Annotated in this window: 14 protein-coding genes; 7 read left to right on the forward strand and 7 right to left on the reverse strand. The window is 62.7% G+C overall.

The features are described 5' to 3' along the window. Window positions 1–17 precede the first annotated feature (17 nt). The 3 genes from gshA to ada form a co-directional block, all read right to left on the reverse strand. Window positions 18–1,634 carry a glutamate--cysteine ligase gene (gene gshA / locus HF916_RS48805; protein ID WP_168795649.1) on the reverse strand — a complete coding sequence of 539 codons (1,617 nt, stop codon included), beginning with the start codon at window positions 1,632–1,634 and terminating at the stop codon, window positions 18–20. Window positions 1,635–1,901: 267 nt separating this feature from the next. Continuing rightward, window positions 1,902–2,819, reverse strand: a complete 918-nt coding sequence (locus HF916_RS48810) for a DNA-3-methyladenine glycosylase family protein (protein WP_168795650.1) — start codon at window positions 2,817–2,819, stop codon at window positions 1,902–1,904. Next, on the reverse strand, window positions 2,816–3,988 hold the full coding sequence (gene ada / locus HF916_RS48815) for a bifunctional DNA-binding transcriptional regulator/O6-methylguanine-DNA methyltransferase Ada (RefSeq protein WP_168795651.1): 1,173 nt from the start codon (window positions 3,986–3,988) through the stop codon (window positions 2,816–2,818). The genes HF916_RS48810 and ada overlap by 4 nt, the downstream gene beginning before the upstream one ends. A 394-nt stretch (window positions 3,989–4,382) precedes the next feature. Here ada and HF916_RS48820 point away from each other — a divergent pair, with 394 nt between their 5' ends. Then, window positions 4,383–4,808, forward strand: a complete 426-nt coding sequence (locus HF916_RS48820; protein WP_168795652.1) for a VOC family protein — start codon at window positions 4,383–4,385, stop codon at window positions 4,806–4,808. A gap of 26 nt (window positions 4,809–4,834) precedes the next feature. Here the strand turns inward: HF916_RS48820 and HF916_RS48825 are convergent, their stop codons facing one another. Both HF916_RS48825 and HF916_RS48830 read right to left on the reverse strand, forming a co-directional pair. After that, window positions 4,835–5,389, reverse strand: coding sequence for a YaeQ family protein (locus tag HF916_RS48825; protein WP_168795881.1), 555 nt, complete (start codon window positions 5,387–5,389; stop codon window positions 4,835–4,837). 142 nt (window positions 5,390–5,531) lie between these two features. Next, window positions 5,532–6,509: a LysR family transcriptional regulator gene (locus HF916_RS48830; RefSeq protein WP_168795653.1), complete on the reverse strand. Its 978-nt coding sequence runs from the start codon at window positions 6,507–6,509 to the stop codon at window positions 5,532–5,534. Between the two features lie 200 nt (window positions 6,510–6,709). On the opposite strand from HF916_RS48830, the gene HF916_RS48835 reads away from it, so the two are divergent. The 6 genes from HF916_RS48835 (at window position 6,710) to HF916_RS48860 (ending at window position 14,146) form a co-directional block, all read left to right on the forward strand. Next, window positions 6,710–8,158, forward strand: a complete 1,449-nt coding sequence (locus tag HF916_RS48835) for an aldehyde dehydrogenase family protein (protein WP_168795654.1) — start codon at window positions 6,710–6,712, stop codon at window positions 8,156–8,158. Between the two features lie 222 nt (window positions 8,159–8,380). Further along, the gene (locus tag HF916_RS48840) at window positions 8,381–9,385 is read left to right on the forward strand and encodes an arabinose ABC transporter substrate-binding protein (protein WP_168795655.1); all 1,005 of its coding nucleotides are present in this window, start codon (window positions 8,381–8,383) and stop codon (window positions 9,383–9,385) included. A gap of 87 nt (window positions 9,386–9,472) precedes the next feature. After that, window positions 9,473–11,020, forward strand: coding sequence for an L-arabinose ABC transporter ATP-binding protein AraG (gene araG / locus HF916_RS48845; RefSeq protein WP_168795656.1), 1,548 nt, complete (start codon window positions 9,473–9,475; stop codon window positions 11,018–11,020). Between the two features lie 71 nt (window positions 11,021–11,091). After that, window positions 11,092–12,096 carry an L-arabinose ABC transporter permease AraH gene (gene araH / locus HF916_RS48850; protein ID WP_168795657.1) on the forward strand — a complete coding sequence of 335 codons (1,005 nt, stop codon included), beginning with the start codon at window positions 11,092–11,094 and terminating at the stop codon, window positions 12,094–12,096. A gap of 39 nt (window positions 12,097–12,135) precedes the next feature. Next, the gene (locus HF916_RS48855) at window positions 12,136–13,869 is read left to right on the forward strand and encodes an IlvD/Edd family dehydratase (protein ID WP_168795658.1); all 1,734 of its coding nucleotides are present in this window, start codon (window positions 12,136–12,138) and stop codon (window positions 13,867–13,869) included. A gap of 67 nt (window positions 13,870–13,936) precedes the next feature. After that, window positions 13,937–14,146, forward strand: a complete 210-nt coding sequence (locus HF916_RS48860) for a hypothetical protein (RefSeq protein WP_168795659.1) — start codon at window positions 13,937–13,939, stop codon at window positions 14,144–14,146. Here HF916_RS48860 and sap1 read toward each other — a convergent pair. Both sap1 and speG read right to left on the reverse strand, forming a co-directional pair. Then, entirely contained in the window at window positions 14,136–14,474 is a 339-nt protein-coding gene (sap1, locus tag HF916_RS48865) for a surface attachment protein Sap1 (RefSeq protein WP_168795660.1), read from the reverse strand. The two genes, HF916_RS48860 and sap1, sit on opposite strands and share 11 nt — an antisense overlap. Before the next feature lie 453 nt (window positions 14,475–14,927). Next, the gene (gene speG, locus HF916_RS48870; RefSeq protein ID WP_168795661.1) at window positions 14,928–15,470 is read right to left on the reverse strand and encodes a spermidine N1-acetyltransferase; all 543 of its coding nucleotides are present in this window, start codon (window positions 15,468–15,470) and stop codon (window positions 14,928–14,930) included. Window positions 15,471–15,616: the final 146 nt, after the last annotated feature.

Consider the following 15,616-nt stretch of genomic DNA (forward strand, 5'->3'; position numbering starts at 1 on the left):
TCACCTGCACGCGTTATTCAGACGCTGAACCGGTTCAGCGTGTACGCCCGATACGCCGCGACGAACGCGTCGAACGAACCAACTTCTTCCTGTTCGAGTTTGGCTTGCTCGGCGAGCGATTGCGCGGCGAGATCGGTGAAGGCCTTAGTCTGCTCGGCATCCAGCGGACGCGTGCGGAAATACTCGGCGTGCGCTTCGCTTTGTTCGAGACCGAATGCGAGGAAGCTTTGCTGCTTCTCGCGCATGGTCTGCAGCACGCGCGCCGACGGCGTCAGCGATGCATCCGCCAGCTTCGCGCGTTGAACCGCGACGGCACGTGCATGCGCATCGCCACCATGCAAAGTGTCGAGCGTGGCCGCCGCTGCGTCGATCTTGATGAGCAGTTCGTTCGCCCAGTCCGTCATCGCAACCGGACGACCGTCGCGTGTCAGTTCGAGACCCGGCTTGCGCCCTTCCATCGTGACGCGGCCGAAGTTCTGGTTGGCTTCGGCATAAGCGTCCGGCGGCAACAGCGCGCTGTCGTCGAGTGCGCAGACCAGCAGATAGGCGTCGAGAAAGCGCGACGTCTCAAGCGAAATGCCGGTCGGCTCGAAAGGGTCGATGTCCATGCAACGCACTTCCACGTATTGCACGCCGCGCGCGGCCAGCGCGTGCAGCGGACGCTCGCCCGGATACGTGATGCGCTTCGGACGGATCGTCGAGTAGAACTCGTTTTCGATCTGCAGCACGTTGGTGTTGATCTGCACCCACTCGCCATCGCGTTGCGTGCCGATTGCCTCGTACGCGGGATACGGCTGGCTCACGGCTTTCGCGAGCGCGTCGAGGTAGCCCGGCAGCGTGTCGTAATCGGCGTGCAACTCGGCTTGCGCCGTGGTGTTCGAATAGCCGAGGTCGCTCATGCGCAGGCTGGTTGCGTACGGACGATAGAGCGTGTCGGCGTCGAATGTGTCGAGCGTGTGTTTGCGATCGCGCAGAAAGCGCCGATCCAGCGCCGGCGATGCGCCGAACAGATACATCAACAGCCAGTTGGTGCGGCGGAAATTGCGGATCAGCGCGAGATAGCGGTCGGACTGGAAGTCGACGGCGTTCGCAGTGGACTGCTGGTCCACATGCAGCAGCCGCCACACTTCTTCGTTCAGCGAATAGTTGTAGTGGATGCCCGCAATACACTGCATCGTGCGGCCGTAACGAAGCGCGAGGCCGATGCGGTACACGTACTTCAGCTTGCCGATGTTCGAACTGCCGTAGTGCGCGATCGGAATGCCATCGTCCGTGTCGGGCAGCAGGCCCGGCATGGAGTTGTTCCACAGGATCTCGTCGCCGAGTTCCGCGTAGACAAAACGGTGGAGCGTGTCGAGCTTCTCGAGCGTGAGCGCGACGTCGTGCTCAGCCGGCGTGATCAGTTCGAGCAGCGCTTCGGAATAATCCGTGGTGAGCGACGGATGCGTGAGCGCCGAACCGAGCGCGCGCGAATGCGGCGTCAAGGCGAGCTTGCCCTCGTGCGTCACGCGCAGGCTTTCCTTTTCGATGCCGCGCAGGCCGCGTATCAGCGCGCCGCGCTGCGGGCCTGAGGTCAGCACGGACAGGCGGTGCGAGAACGCGTCGGTCGTGCGGGAGGGTGTCGTGTTTGGCATTGATGCGAGTCGGGCGTTGTCGGCCGCCATGTGCCGCAGCACTGCGGTTGACAACGTTCGGCGGAATTTTCAGTAGCGGGCACTTTAACATCTCGCCAGAACGGCTGCTTGAGGCCGCTTCGGCGGCTCATCGGAGCACGCCGGGCCGCCACTTTTTCGGGCCAATCCGCCTGTCTTTCGGGCCAATTCGTCGGCCGTGCGCCACATCGCTCTACCCGCCACGCGCCTCGCGCGCGATCCGCTTTTCTCCCCCAAGGGCGAGAGGCTTCAACCGCCACGCGCGACGCCGACGCGGTCCGCTACTTCATTCCACAGATGCATCGCCGCGTACGCACGCCACGGCCGCCATGTGTCGGTGCGGGCGCGTTGCTGCGTGGGCCGCACGAGCGACGGATCGCGCGCGCAGATCGACTGCATCAGCACGAGGTCCCATGCGGGCCACGCGTCGGCGTCGCGCCATGCGCGCATGGCGACATACTCGACGGTCCACGGGCCGATGCCGGGTAGCGCGAGCAGCGCGGCGCGCAGACTGTCGGCGTCGGCCGTGTTGCTGTCGAGCGGCACGTCGCCGGTGGCGACCGCGTGCGCGAAACCCTGCAACGCCGCTACACGTTTACCCGGCATGCCGATTTGTGCGAGATCCACGGCGGCCAGCGCGGCGGGCGTCGGGAAGCGCCACGCGGTGTTCTCATGCGGATGCCCCTCGATGCGCTCGCCGGCGCGCTGCACCAATCTGCCGATGATGGTGGTCGCCGCCTTCACGCTGACCTGCTGCCCGACGATCGCGCGCACCACCAGCTCGAAGCCCGACCACGCGCCCGGTACACGCAAGCCGGGCACGGCTTCGACCAGCGGCGCGAGCCACGGGTCCGCGGCGAGCTCGGCGCCGATCTTTTTCGGATCGGCGCGCAGGTCGAACATCTTCGCGATCGGCGCGGCGAGCGCGTCGGCGTGACGGTTCACCGGCCCTTCGATGCTCGCGACAAGGCAGCGCTTGCGCGGATGCAGACGCACGCTCAGCGTGCCGCTGTCGCCGGCCCAATCGATCGCGCGACGATACGCGCCGTCTTCCACCGCTTCGACGCCGGGCGTCGCGCGTCCGCCGAAGAAACGCAGCAGGCGCGGCCAGTCGAAGGGTGGTTTGAACGGCAATTCAAGGGTGGCGACTTCGTCAAGCGTACTCACGCGGCGTGGTCCAGTTTGGTGGTGGTTTCGATGTCGGCGTCGGCATGGGCGCGCTGGTTGCGCTCGGCCTGGCCGCGCGAAAAATCGCCGGCGTGCTGCGCCTCGTTGTCGAGCAGTGCGGCCTTGCGCGGCAAACCCCAGCGATATCCCGCCAGCGCCCCGCCCTTTGCCACCACGCGATGACAAGGAATCGCCAGTGCCACCGGGTTCGTCGCGCACGCGCTGGCGACGGCGCGCACGGCGCGCGGCGCGCCAACCGTTTCGGCGATCTGCGAATAGCTGCGCGTCTCACCGTACGGGATGCGCCGCAACGCGTCCCACACACGCTGCCGGAATGCCGTCGCGGCGATATCCAGCGGTAGATCGAAGTCCTGACGGGTGCCGCGCAAATAGGCGTCGATCTGCGCGATGAACGGCGCGAGGTGTTCGGTATCTTCCAACAGCTCGGCGTTGGCGAATTCGTTGCGCAGGTCGTCGGCGAGCATGGCTTTGTCGTCGCCGAAACCGATTTTGCAGATACCCTTCTCCGTCGCCGCGACCAGCACGAAGCCGAGCGGGGTCGGCGCGCTGGCATAGCGAACGGTGAGTCCCGCGCCCTTGCGGCGATACGCGGACGGCGCCATGCCCAGTTCGGCCGACGCGCTGTCGTACATCCGCGACGGCGAGCCGAAGCCGGCGTCGAGCGTGGCGCGCGTGACGTCCGAGCCGCTCTGGAGCGCGTCGCGCAACGCGGCGCCCCGCTGCGCGGCCTGATATTGACGCGGCGACACGCCGACCACCCGCTTGAACAGACGCTGCAGATGGAACGGGCTGACGTGCACGGCGTCGCTCAATTGCGCGAGCGTGAGGCGCTCTTGCGGGTCGGCGTCCAGCGCGGCGCACGCACGATTCACGATTTCCAGTTCCCGCGGCAGGCCGCCGGGCTGGCAGCGCTTGCAATCGCGAAAGCCCGCGGCACGCGCGGCAGCGGCATCGGTGAAGAAAGCGACGTTTTCACGGTGCGGCAGGCGCGAGGCGCACGACGGACGGCAGAACACGCCGGTCGTTCTGACGGCGTAGAAGAACGCGCCGTCGGCTTGCGATTCGCGGTGCGTAACGGCGTCCCAGCGCGCGTCGTCAGAAGTCCAGTCGCTGGCGTTGGAGGTGGTATCGGTAGATTTGCGGTTCATGATGGTCCCGAAGAGACGGTGTCGATGCTCACCAATGTAGGCCGCATGCCGACACACTACGCTCCGGTTCTTGCTCTGTCATTGCGCTTCTTCGTAGACCCAAAGCCCCGCCAGGCGTCCGTTTTGCGGAAAACCTGCGACAATTTGGCACGATATCGGGTTTTCCCTTAAAAAGTTATTGCGTCGCACCAGGCCGATGTGTATATTAGTACTTGTCTCCTCCATGTCTCCTCCTGATATGGATTCAGCCCGCTCCACATAGAGCGGGCTTTTTTTCGCCCATACGGTCCTGATCCGGCCCTTAACGCAGGTTTCACGGCCTGCACTCGCAGCGCCGCCCTTTCTTCTACACTGGCAATTCACCCGGTCTGAGAGCAGCCAAGGGGCGTTCCACATGAAAATCCACATTCGCGAGATCGATCACGTTGTCATTCGGGCGACGAACGTCGACGCCATGTCGCGTTTCTATTGCGACGTGCTCGGCTGCAGCGTCGAGAAGGAACAGCGCGATCTGGGCCTGACACAGTTGCGCGCGGGGCGCTCGCTAATCGACCTGTTGCAGGTCGGCGGCCGACTCGACCACGCCGAAAACGGTGTGCCGGGCGCAGGGCGGAATATGGATCACGTGTGTTTGCGTATCGATCCGTTCGACGCTGAAGCGCTCAAGGCGCATCTGGCCGAACACGGCGCGCGGCTGGGTGAACTGGGGTTGCGCTACGGCGCGGACGGCTACGGACAGTCGCTGTATCTGTTCGACCCGGAAGGCAACATGGTCGAACTTAAGGGGCCGCCGGAAGCGGCGCGCGTGACGTCGCTTTAAGTTTTAAGCTTTGAGCCTCTAAAGCGTCAGGCGTTGGTGGGCGCCTTCAGCACCGTCCATTCAATTTTCACCGCATCGGCTTCGGCGCTGCCGAGCCATGCTTCGCCGTCCTGCACGGTGCATTGCAGCCGCATGGTCCGTTCGGCCAGCGAGCCGAGCGCCGTGGCGACGTCTTCGCCGAGCGTCCACACCGTCACGTTGCGCATGCGTTCCACCTTGTTGCGCACGCCCTGCCACCAGATGTCCGACGTGCGGCCGCCGTAGGCGATCACGATCACTTCATTCGAACGGCCGCTCGCCTTGGCGATGCGCCGTTCGTCCGGCTGGCCGACTTCGATCCAGGTTTCGATCGCGCCGGTCAGATCCTTTTGCCAAAGGTCCGGCTCGTCCACGTCCGACAAACCTTTGCAGAATTCGAGGCGCTCCTGCGCGAACAGCGCGAACGCGGCGACGCGGACCATCATCCGTTCATCGGTTTCCGAGGGATGGCGGGCGATCGTCAGCGCATGGTCGGCATAGTAGTGCCGGTCCATGTTGGCGATCTGCAGTTCCGCCTTGTAAATCGTCGATTTGAGAGCCATGCCGTTGCTAAACCAGGCGCTCGCTCCACCGGAGCGAACTGAAAAAGAATCGTCGACGGCGCGTTGCCGTTTTCCGTGTTTGTTGTACATCTTCTGTTCCTCCCGCGCCGTCAGCCGGCTGCCATGACCACGGGAGAAGCATTTATCGCGCCACTGTCGGTTCGAAAGCGGTGCCGTAGACCTCGCCCGCGGCTTCCCGCAAGGCTTCGAGCACGACTGAGGCCGCCGGCGAAAGCAGGTGCGACTGGCGCGTGATGATACCGAATGTATCCATCCTGCACGGTAAATCGATCGGTATCCGCTTCAGAACGCCATACTGTTGGTACTGACGCGCCACTTCGTCGGGTAAAACCGCCAACATGTCGCTTTGGAGCAGCAAGCTCGAAATCGCTAGAAAATTGTTGGTATTGACCACGTTTTGCGGCGGATTCAGCCCGATTTGCGAAAACATCAGATCGAAGCGATGACGCAAAACGCTGCCCGGCGGATGTAAAACCCAGCTCGCGCTGACAGTTCCGCGCAGTGTCAAACCTGTCTCATTTTCGAGATGATGGCCGGGACGCGCTACCACGCAAAGCGGCTCGTCGGCGAGCGGCTCGTAGCGGACTTCGGTCTTGAACTGGTTCTGCCGCTCCAATACGCGGCCGATCATGATGTCCAGTTCGCCTTCCGCCAGCCGAGGCAGCATCACGTCCGAGGTTTCGACTTCTACCCAGATTTGCAGTTGCGGATAGCGTTCTTTCACGCTGGCGATCGCGCGCGGCACCATGGTCGCCGCAGCCGCCGCGATCACGCCGATCCGCACCTGACCCGCCAGACCGGCACGCAACGCCGAAATTTCGTCGTGCGCGTGACTCAGATTCGACAGCACCATGCGCGCATGACGGATCATGACCTCGCCGTACAACGTGGCGTGCATGCCGTGCGGCGTGCGGTCGAACAGGCTCACCTCCAGCATGTCCTCGAGTTCTTTCAACAGCCGTGACGCCGCGGGCTGAGTCATGCCGAGCACGTCCGCGGCTCGCCGGACGTTGCCTTCCTCTTCCATTGCCGCGAGCAATAGCAACTGCCGCGTCTTGAGCCGCGCCCGCACGAACCAGTTCGAGTAGCTACGCGTCATCGCCTGTCTCCAACGTGTTCAGCGTGTTTTTTGGCAAGGCGGCTCGTCGCCCGTCTGCCGGGTAGTTCGCCAAGGCAAGGCTCCATCATGCCATACCGGAATTGATATCGGGATAGCCTAAAAAGGGATTGGAAAGTTATTGGGACGGCTCATACCATTCGTGGACTTTCTGAGCTTCCTCACGTGGTGCCTTTCCGTCGATGAACCGCGATCCGCTTGTCCCACTCGTTGCAAGTCCGTTCCGCCACTACATCAATGGCGGATGGGAGACGGGCGCGACCACGGGTGTCTCGCTCAATCCATCGGACCTGGACGACCCGGTCGGCGAATATGTGCGAGCCGACGTGCGGCAGACCGATATGGCCATCGAAGCGGCGCACGCGGCTTTCCGCGAGTGGTCGCTGGGTTCGGCGCAGCGCCGCGCGGATGCGCTCGACGCCATCGGCAGCGAGATGCTCGCGCGTCGCGACGAACTCGGCCGGCTGCTGGCGCGTGAAGTCGGCAAGACGCTGCCCGACGCCTTGGTCGAGGCGACGCGTGCCGGGCAGACCTTCAAACTGTGCGCGGCCGAAGCCTTGCGCGTCTTCACCGAGCCCGTCGCGTCGGCGCGCGCCGGCGTCGAGATCGACGTGACGCGCGAACCGCTCGGCGTCGTCGGCATCATCGCGCCATGGAGCGCGCCGCTGGCGATTGCCGCGGCGAAGATCGGCGCCGCGCTTGCCCATGGCAATTGCGTCGTCTTCAAGCCGGCCGAATCGACACCGGCTTGCGCGGCGGCGCTGGCCACGATCGTCAGCCGCGCCGGGTTGCCAGCGGGCGTGTTCAACCTCGTGATGGGCAGCGGCCGCCAGGTCGGCGCACGGATTGCCGCGCATCCGCTGACGGCGGCGATCAGCTTCACCGGCTCGGCGGAAATCGGCACGCGCGTGCTGCAAGCCGCCGTCGCTCGCCAGGCGCGCGTGCAACTGGAGATGGGCGGCAAGAATCCCTTCGTGGTATTGGCCGACGCCGATCTCGACGGCGCCGTCGAAGCCGCCTTGAGCGGCGCCTATGGCTCGACGGGTCAACGCAGCACCGCGGCGGCGCGGCTGATCGTCGAAGGCGCGGTGTTCGAACCGTTCGTGGACGCATTGCAGGCGAAGCTCGCCAGACTCTCGATCGATCATGCCTTGAAGCACGGCACGGACATGGGTCCGGTGGCCAACGCCGCGCAGTTGGAGCGCAATCTCGAGTACGTGCGCATCGGTCGGCAGGAAGGCGCGCAATTGCTGCACGGCGGCCGGCAACTGGAGCGCGCGACACGTGGTTATTTTTTCGAACCGGCGCTCTTCATCGGCGAATCCGAGCACCGTGTCGCGCGGGAGGAAATCTTCGGCCCACTCGCCGTCGTGCTGCGCGCGGACGACTACGACCACGCGCTGCATCTCGCGAACGATACCGCTTACGGTCTATGCGCCGGTATTTGCACGCGCTCGCTCAATCGTGCGCGGCATTTTCGCCGTCATGCGCATAGCGGCCTCGTCACGATCAATCTGCCGACCACTGCCGTCGAGCATCACGCGCCCGGCGGCGGCCGCAAAGCGTCTGCTTATGGCGCAACGGACGCGGCCTTCTGGACCGCCGTGAAAACGGCGTACGTGGCGGGCTGATCGCGATGAAACTCGCACACGCTATCGCTCGCCCGGCCGCTCGTCGCGCCGCATGCAACGCCGCACATCCACGCGCTCGCCGCGCCACGCGCTTTGCCGTTCATCCGCTCAGCCATCGAGCCACGCATCCCAACGCTCATCCACGTCCCGGCTGACGCCGCCGTGCATCAACCGCTGCAACTAAACGAAATCAATGCAGCTTCTCAACCTCAGGAGACAGATATGACCAGCAAGCTTCGCCGTTTGACGCTATCCGCGATGGCGGCCGCCGCCCTCGCCGCGCCTTTTGCCATGCAACTTTCCGCGCACGCGGATGCGCCGCTCAAGGTCGGCTTCCTCGTGAAGATGCCGGAACAGGCATGGTTCATCAACGAACAGAAAGCCGCGAGCGCGCTCGGCCAGAAGGACGGCTTCTCGGTGGTGAACATTGGCACGCCGGACGGTGAGAAAGTGCTGGCCGCGATCGACAACCTCGGCGCACAAGGTGCCAAAGGCTTCGTGATCTGCGCACCCGACGTGCGTCTCGGGCCGGCGATCCAGGCGCGGGCGAAGCGCTACAACATGAAGTTCGTCACCGTCGACGACCAGCTGGTCGACTCGACCGGCAAGCCACTGCCGAACGTGCCGCATCTGGGCATGTCCGCCTTCAAGATCGGCAATCAGGTCGGCACCGCCATCGCCGAAGAGATGAAACGCCGCGGCTGGAAGCCGGAAGAAGTCGGCGCGCTGCGCATCACGAACTACGAATTGCCGACCGCGAAGCTGCGCACCGACGGCGCGACGCAATCGCTCATCGCCGGCGGCTTCAAGAAGGAAAACATTTTCGACGCCCCGCAAAAGACGACCGATGACGAAGGCGGTTTCAACGCCTCCTCGCCGGTGCTCGCGCAGCATCCGAACATCAAGAAGTGGGTGATCTTCGCGCTCAACGAGGAAAGCGTGCTGGGCGGCGTACGCGCGACCGAGCAATTGCATATTCCGGCCGCGGACGTGATCGGTGTCGGCATCAACGGCGCGGGCGAAGCGTTCGCCGAATTCCAGAAGAAGGAACCGACGGGCTTCTACGGCACGATCGCCGTGAGCTCGACGATGCACGGCAAGGAAAGCACGGAGAACCTCGTCGAGTGGATCAAGGACGGCAAGGAGCCGCCCGCCGATACGCAGACTACCGGCAAGCTGATGGTGCGTGGCAATTGGCAGGACGTGCGTAAAGAACTCGGTATTTAAGCGGGATTCGAGTTTGCACGCTGCGGGCCGTCTCTCACTCACGCGAGAGTGGCCCGCATAGGTTGTTCACCAGCTTGAGGTTTTTCGATGACGTCCTCACACACCGAGTCCCACATCGCCGAAGCGGCGCCCTCGCCTGCGCTCGCGTCCACCGAGCCCTATCTGCGGCTCGATGGCATCACCGTGCGTTTTCCCGGCGTGCTCGCGCTTGACCAGGTATCGCTCGAAGTGCGGCGCGGCGAAGTGCACGGCTTGATGGGCGAGAACGGCGCCGGCAAATCGACGCTGCTCAAGGTGTTGTCCGGCGTGAATCAACCCGCGGCGGGCACCTTGTCGCTCGATGGCGTCGAACAGCAGTTCATCACGACGAAGGCGGCGATTGCGGCGGGCGTGGCGATCATCTATCAGGAACTGCATCTGGTGCCGGAACTGACGGTTGCCGAAAACCTGATGCTCGGCGCCCTGCCGAATCGTTTCGGCATACTGGACGAAAAAGCATTGGTAGCGCGCGCCGTGCGCGAGCTGGAACGACTCGGCGAAAAGATCGATCCGTCGCAGCAGGTGAAGAATCTCTCGATCGGCCAGCGGCAAATGATCGAAATCGGCAAGGCGCTAATGCGTGATGCACGCGTGATCGCGTTCGACGAACCGACCAGTTCGCTGTCGTCGCGTGAGACGACGCAACTGTTCCGGATCATTCGTGCGTTGAAGGCTGAAGGCCGCGCGATCATCTACGTCACGCATCGGATGGATGAAGTCTACGAACTGTGCGATCGCGTGACCGTGTTTCGCGACGGACGCCGCATCGATACGTTCGAGGCGGGTGAAGGACTCGATCGCGATCGCCTGATCAGTTGCATGGTCGGCCGTTCGATCGCCGATGTGTATGGCTATCGCTCGCGCGACCTCGGCGACGTGCAACTCGACGTCAAAGAATTGATGGGACGCGGCCTGCGCGAGCCGGCTTCTTTTACGGCACGCAAAGGCGAAATCGTCGGCTTCTTCGGGCTAGTCGGCGCGGGGCGCTCCGAGCTGATGAAGCTCATCTACGGCGCAGTCAAACCGGTTGCCGGCGAGATCACGCTCAAAGGCAAGCGCGTGCGCTTTGCTACGCCGCGCGACGCCGTGCGCGCGGGTGTGGCGCTGTGTCCTGAAGATCGCAAGCAGGAAGGCATCGTCTCCATCGCCTCGGTATCGGACAACCTCAACATCAGTTGCCGCCGCCATTTCAGCCGCTTCAATGTGCTCAATGGCCGCAAGGAAGCGCAGACCGCGAAAGAGTTCATCGGCAAGCTCGCGATTAAAACGCGCAATGGCGACACGCCGATCGGCACGCTTTCCGGCGGCAATCAGCAGAAGGTGATTCTGTCGCGCTGGCTCGCCGAAGACATCGACGTGTTCCTGATGGACGAACCCACGCGCGGCATCGACGTCGGCGCGCGCAGCGAGATTTACGGACTGCTGTATGGGCTCGCGGAAGCGGGCCGCACGGTGATCGTCGTGTCGAGCGATCTCGCCGAAGTGATCGGCGTGGCGGATCGCGTGATCGTGATGAAGGAAGGCCGCATCGTCGGCGATCTGCCCAAGGCGCAGGCCACGCCGGATGCGCTGATCAAGCTCGCCCTGCCCCGCTGACGCCAGCCGCATGCACACGGCAACACGAAGCCAACTGAATCGAATCGCGCCATAGAAACGGAATAAACATTATGCAGACACCCTCAACCGATTCTTCGACCCCAGCCGTCGCCTCAGCGGGTTTGAGCGCCCGCGCCGCGCGCACCTGGGACCTGGTCAACAAGTCCGGCATCGTGATGGTGTTCGTGATTCTGTTCGCGGCTTTGTCGTTTACCGTGCCAGATTTTTTAAGCTCGCGAAACATCCAGGGCTTGCTGCTCTCCGTCACGCTGATCGGTTCGATCTCCGTGACGATGATGTTCGTGCTCGCGCTCGGCGAAGTGGATTTGTCGGTGGCGTCGATCGTCGCGTTCGCGGGCGTGGTGGCGTCCACCTTGATCACCGCGACGCATAGCGTGATGCTCGGCGTCGCGGCCGGCGTGCTCGCGGGTGGCGCGGTCGGACTCGTCAACGGTGTGCTGGTCGCGCGCTACAAGATCAACTCGCTGATCGTCACGCTCGCCATGATGGAGGTCGTGCGCGGCCTCGCCTACATCACCTCGAACGGCGACGCCGTGATGATCTCCGAAGAGCGTTTCTTCGACCTTGGCGGCGGCGCGTTCCTCGGCATTTCGTATCCGATCTGGAGCAACATCGTCGGCTTCGTGCTGTTCGGCTTTTTGCTGAAGAAGACCGTGTTCGGCAAGAACGTGCTGGCCGTCGGCGGCAATAGCGAGGCAGCGTTGCTGGCGGGCTTGCCGGTGACGCGGATCAAGATCACAGTGTTCGTATTGCAGGGCCTCGTCACCGGTTTTGCAGGCGTGATGCTTGCGTCACGCATGAGTCTGGGCGACCCGAAGACTTCGGTTGGCCTCGAACTCGGCGTGATTTCCGCGTGCGTGCTCGGCGGCGTCTCGCTCACGGGCGGTGTCGCGACGATTTCCGGTGTGCTGGTCGGCGTGCTGATCATGGGCTCGGTGCAGGACGCCATGAGCCTGCTCAACGTGCCGACCTTTTACCAATACCTGATTCGCGGCGGGATCCTGCTGCTCGCGGTGCTGTTCGATCAGTACCGCCGCAGCAAACGCGTGCACTGACGCGCACCCCGCCCCCTACGTTTGCCAACAGGAGATTTCATGGCTGATTCGAACCAGACTAAAAAGCCGCTACGCAGCCAGGCGTGGTTCGGCCTCAAGGACCGCGACGGTTTTCTACATCGCTCGTGGATGAAAAACCAGGGCATCCCGCACGACGAATTCGACGGACGCCCGGTGATCGGCATTTGCAATACGTGGTCGGAACTGACGCCGTGCAATGCGCACTTTCGCGAGCTGGCGGAGTACGTGAAAAAAGGCGTGCATGAAGCGGGCGGCTTGCCGCTCGAGTTTCCCGTGATGTCGCTCGGCGAGACCAATTTGCGGCCCACGGCAATGCTGTTTCGCAACCTCGCCTCCATGGATGTCGAGGAGTCGATCCGCGGCAATCCCATGGACGGTGTGATTCTGCTGGTCGGCTGCGACAAGACCACGCCCGCGCTGCTGATGGGCGCGGCGTCGTGCAATCTGCCCGCGCTGGCCGTTTCTGGTGGCCCGATGCTCAATGGCCGGTTTCGCGGCAAGAACATTGGCTCGGGAACCGGTGTCTGGCAGATGTCGGAGGAAGTGCGCGCCGGCACAATGACGCAGGAAGAATTCACCGAAGCCGAGTCGTGCATGAACCGCTCGCGCGGCCACTGCATGACGATGGGCACGGCGTCGACGATGGCCTCGATGGTCGAATCGCTCGGCATGGGCTTGCCGCACAACGCGGCGATTCCCGCCGTCGATGCACGCCGCCAGGTGCTTGCGCATCTCGCGGGCCGGCGCATCGTCGACATGGTCCGCGAGGATCTGACGATGGACAAGATCCTCACGCGTCAGGCCTTTGAAAACGCGATCCGCACGAATGCGGCGATCGGTGGCTCGACCAATGCGGTCGTTCATCTGATCGCGCTGGCCAAGCGCATTGGCGTGGAGTTGTCGCTTGAAGATTGGGAGCTGGGTTCGAACGTGCCGTGTCTCGTGAATCTGCAACCGTCGGGCGAATATCTGATGGAGGACTTTTACTACGCGGGCGGCTTGCCGGCGGTGTTGAAGCAACTCGGCGAACAAGGCCTGCTGCATCGCGATGCGCTGACCGTGAACGGCAAGTCGATCTGGGACAACGTGCGCAACGCGCCGAATCACGACGAGAAGGTCATCACGACGTTCGCCGAGCCGTTCAAGCCGAAGGCCGGCATCGCGGTGCTCAAGGGCAACCTGGCGCCGAATGGCGCGGTGATCAAGCCGTCGGCGGCTACCGCGGCGTTGCTCAAGCATCGCGGCCGCGCGGTGGTGTTCGAGAACATCGAGGAACTGCACGCGAAGATCGACGACGAGTCGCTCGATATCGACGAGCATTGCATCATGGTGCTCAAGGGTGCAGGGCCGAAGGGGTATCCGGGCTTCGCGGAAGTCGGCAATATGCCGCTGCCGAAAAAGGTGCTGCAAAAAGGCATTACGGACATGGTGCGCATTTCCGACGGCCGCATGAGCGGCACGGCGTACGGCGCGGTGGTGCTGCACGTGTCGCCGGAAGCGGCAGCGGGCGGGCCGCTCGCGTTCGTGCAGACCGGCGACATGATCGAACTGGACGTCGAAGCACGCCGCCTGCATCTCGACGTCACCGACGAGGAACTCGCGCGCCGGCGCGCCGCATGGCAGGCGCCTGAGGCGCCGAAGCGCGGCTACTACAAGCTCTACGTCGAGCACGTGCTGCAAGCGGACCAGGGCGCGGATCTCGACTTCCTGGTGGGATCGAGCGGCGCTCCGGTGCCGCGCGATTCCCATTGATCGACACGGATTGGCACGTGACGCGCTAACGGTTGTTCCCTGCGCTTTGCGAGAAGGCGTACTGCCGATGCGGATCGAGACAATCCGCATCGGCTTTTTTCTGTCCGTTTCAAACCGAAGCAAACGGGCGCAAATAAAAACGGCCGGGCATTTTCACGCCCAGCCGATTTTTAACTCACACGTTCACCGCTTCCGGCTTATTAAGTCAGAGGACAGACGCGCGCAAAATCACATTCCGGCGTTCGCCGGAATGGACGGCGTTCAGCTTATTGCTTGATGAATCGATCGTTTGCCCAAAGGCCTTGCGTATCGCTATTACCGGAATTCACGAATTCGACGTCGTGGCCGACCACGCGGACGACGCGGAAGCTCGAGTTTTCCGGTGTGGAAACACATTGATATCCGGAGAAGAATTCCTGCATCTTTTGCTGTTCACCAGCCTGCGCATGCTGGTCGACTGCGTCGAGTTTATCCTTCGACAGGCAGCCATATGCGTTGGCCTTGAACTGGATGGTTTGCTGCGCCTTGATCATGACGTCTTGCGCCTGAACAGTAGCGGAAGCCAATCCCGCAATGGCGAAAACAACGGCGATTCGCATTTTCATATTTTCCTCCGGTGCGGGTGGATACTCAGGTTAGCTATGTATTTAACTTTAACTTTGAACCCGCATCTTGCACTTTAGGAGAACGCGAGAGAACGACAAGCACATCTTGTGTGCGGTCGCAACAGCGACGAATTGTCGCACCGTCCGTCGCACCTGCTTAATCGTTGAGCAACGGCTTAAATAGTCGTGATTGCAAGGGATAACTCAAAGACGGGCAGGGCACGCCGCTTTAACCAGTAAAGCTTTGCGGCGCGTATTCACGTAAACGAGAGGCACCAATTAAGTGATTTATTACAATTAATCCGTGCATTTGGTGCATTGCACACAAAGTCATTCAACTGACTAAAGCAAAATCACGAAATAACGGTGTGTTTGCAGAAGATAAAGAGTGCCAGGTTGACGAGCGGTGCGCGCGGGGTCAGCAAACGGCAGCCCGTGCGCGCCTCCGCGGAGTCAATCGACGCGTCGATTCGCCTCGAAGAACTCGGACTGGAACATGCACATCCGCAAGGCGTTGTGATAGCTGCCATTGCCAAAAAATTCCTCGATCAGTTCGGCTTCGTGCCTGAAGCCGCACTTTTCATAGACGTGAACCGCCGCCGTATTCGACTTGTCGACGATCAGATAGACCTTGCGCAAGTTCAACACCGAGAACGCATAGTCGGTTGCAAGCCGGGTGGCGAGGGTCGCGTAGCCGCGGCCTTGCGCATGCGGCGCGATGATGATCTGAAACTCGCCCCGTCGATGGATATAGTCCAGCTCGATCAATTCGACCACGCCGACGGTCTGCCCCCCGTTGTCGATCGCCACGAAACGCCGCTCGCGCAGATCGTGCACGTGCTGGTCGTAAAGCTGGGTCAGTTCCGAGAAGGTTTCGTACGGCTCCTCGAACCAGTAACGCATGATTTTCGCGTTGTTGTTCACTTCATGGACGAAGCGCAGATCGGTGCGCTCGAGCGGGCGCAACGTGAGTTCGCTGCTGCGTTCGGTCGTCATTGGATTCCCCTTGAGAATTATTGGTTTGAATGCGCCTGGTTTGTGCAGGCCTACGCGGTTTCCAGTTAGTCAGGGCGCCGTGCGAGGAGTTCTTGCATGCTCTCGTGCCCGTACGGGACTTTTTTTACGATAAGCCAGGCGCCATG

This window comes from Paraburkholderia aromaticivorans (genome assembly GCF_012689525.1).
Taxonomy (GTDB): domain Bacteria; phylum Pseudomonadota; class Gammaproteobacteria; order Burkholderiales; family Burkholderiaceae; genus Paraburkholderia; species Paraburkholderia aromaticivorans_A.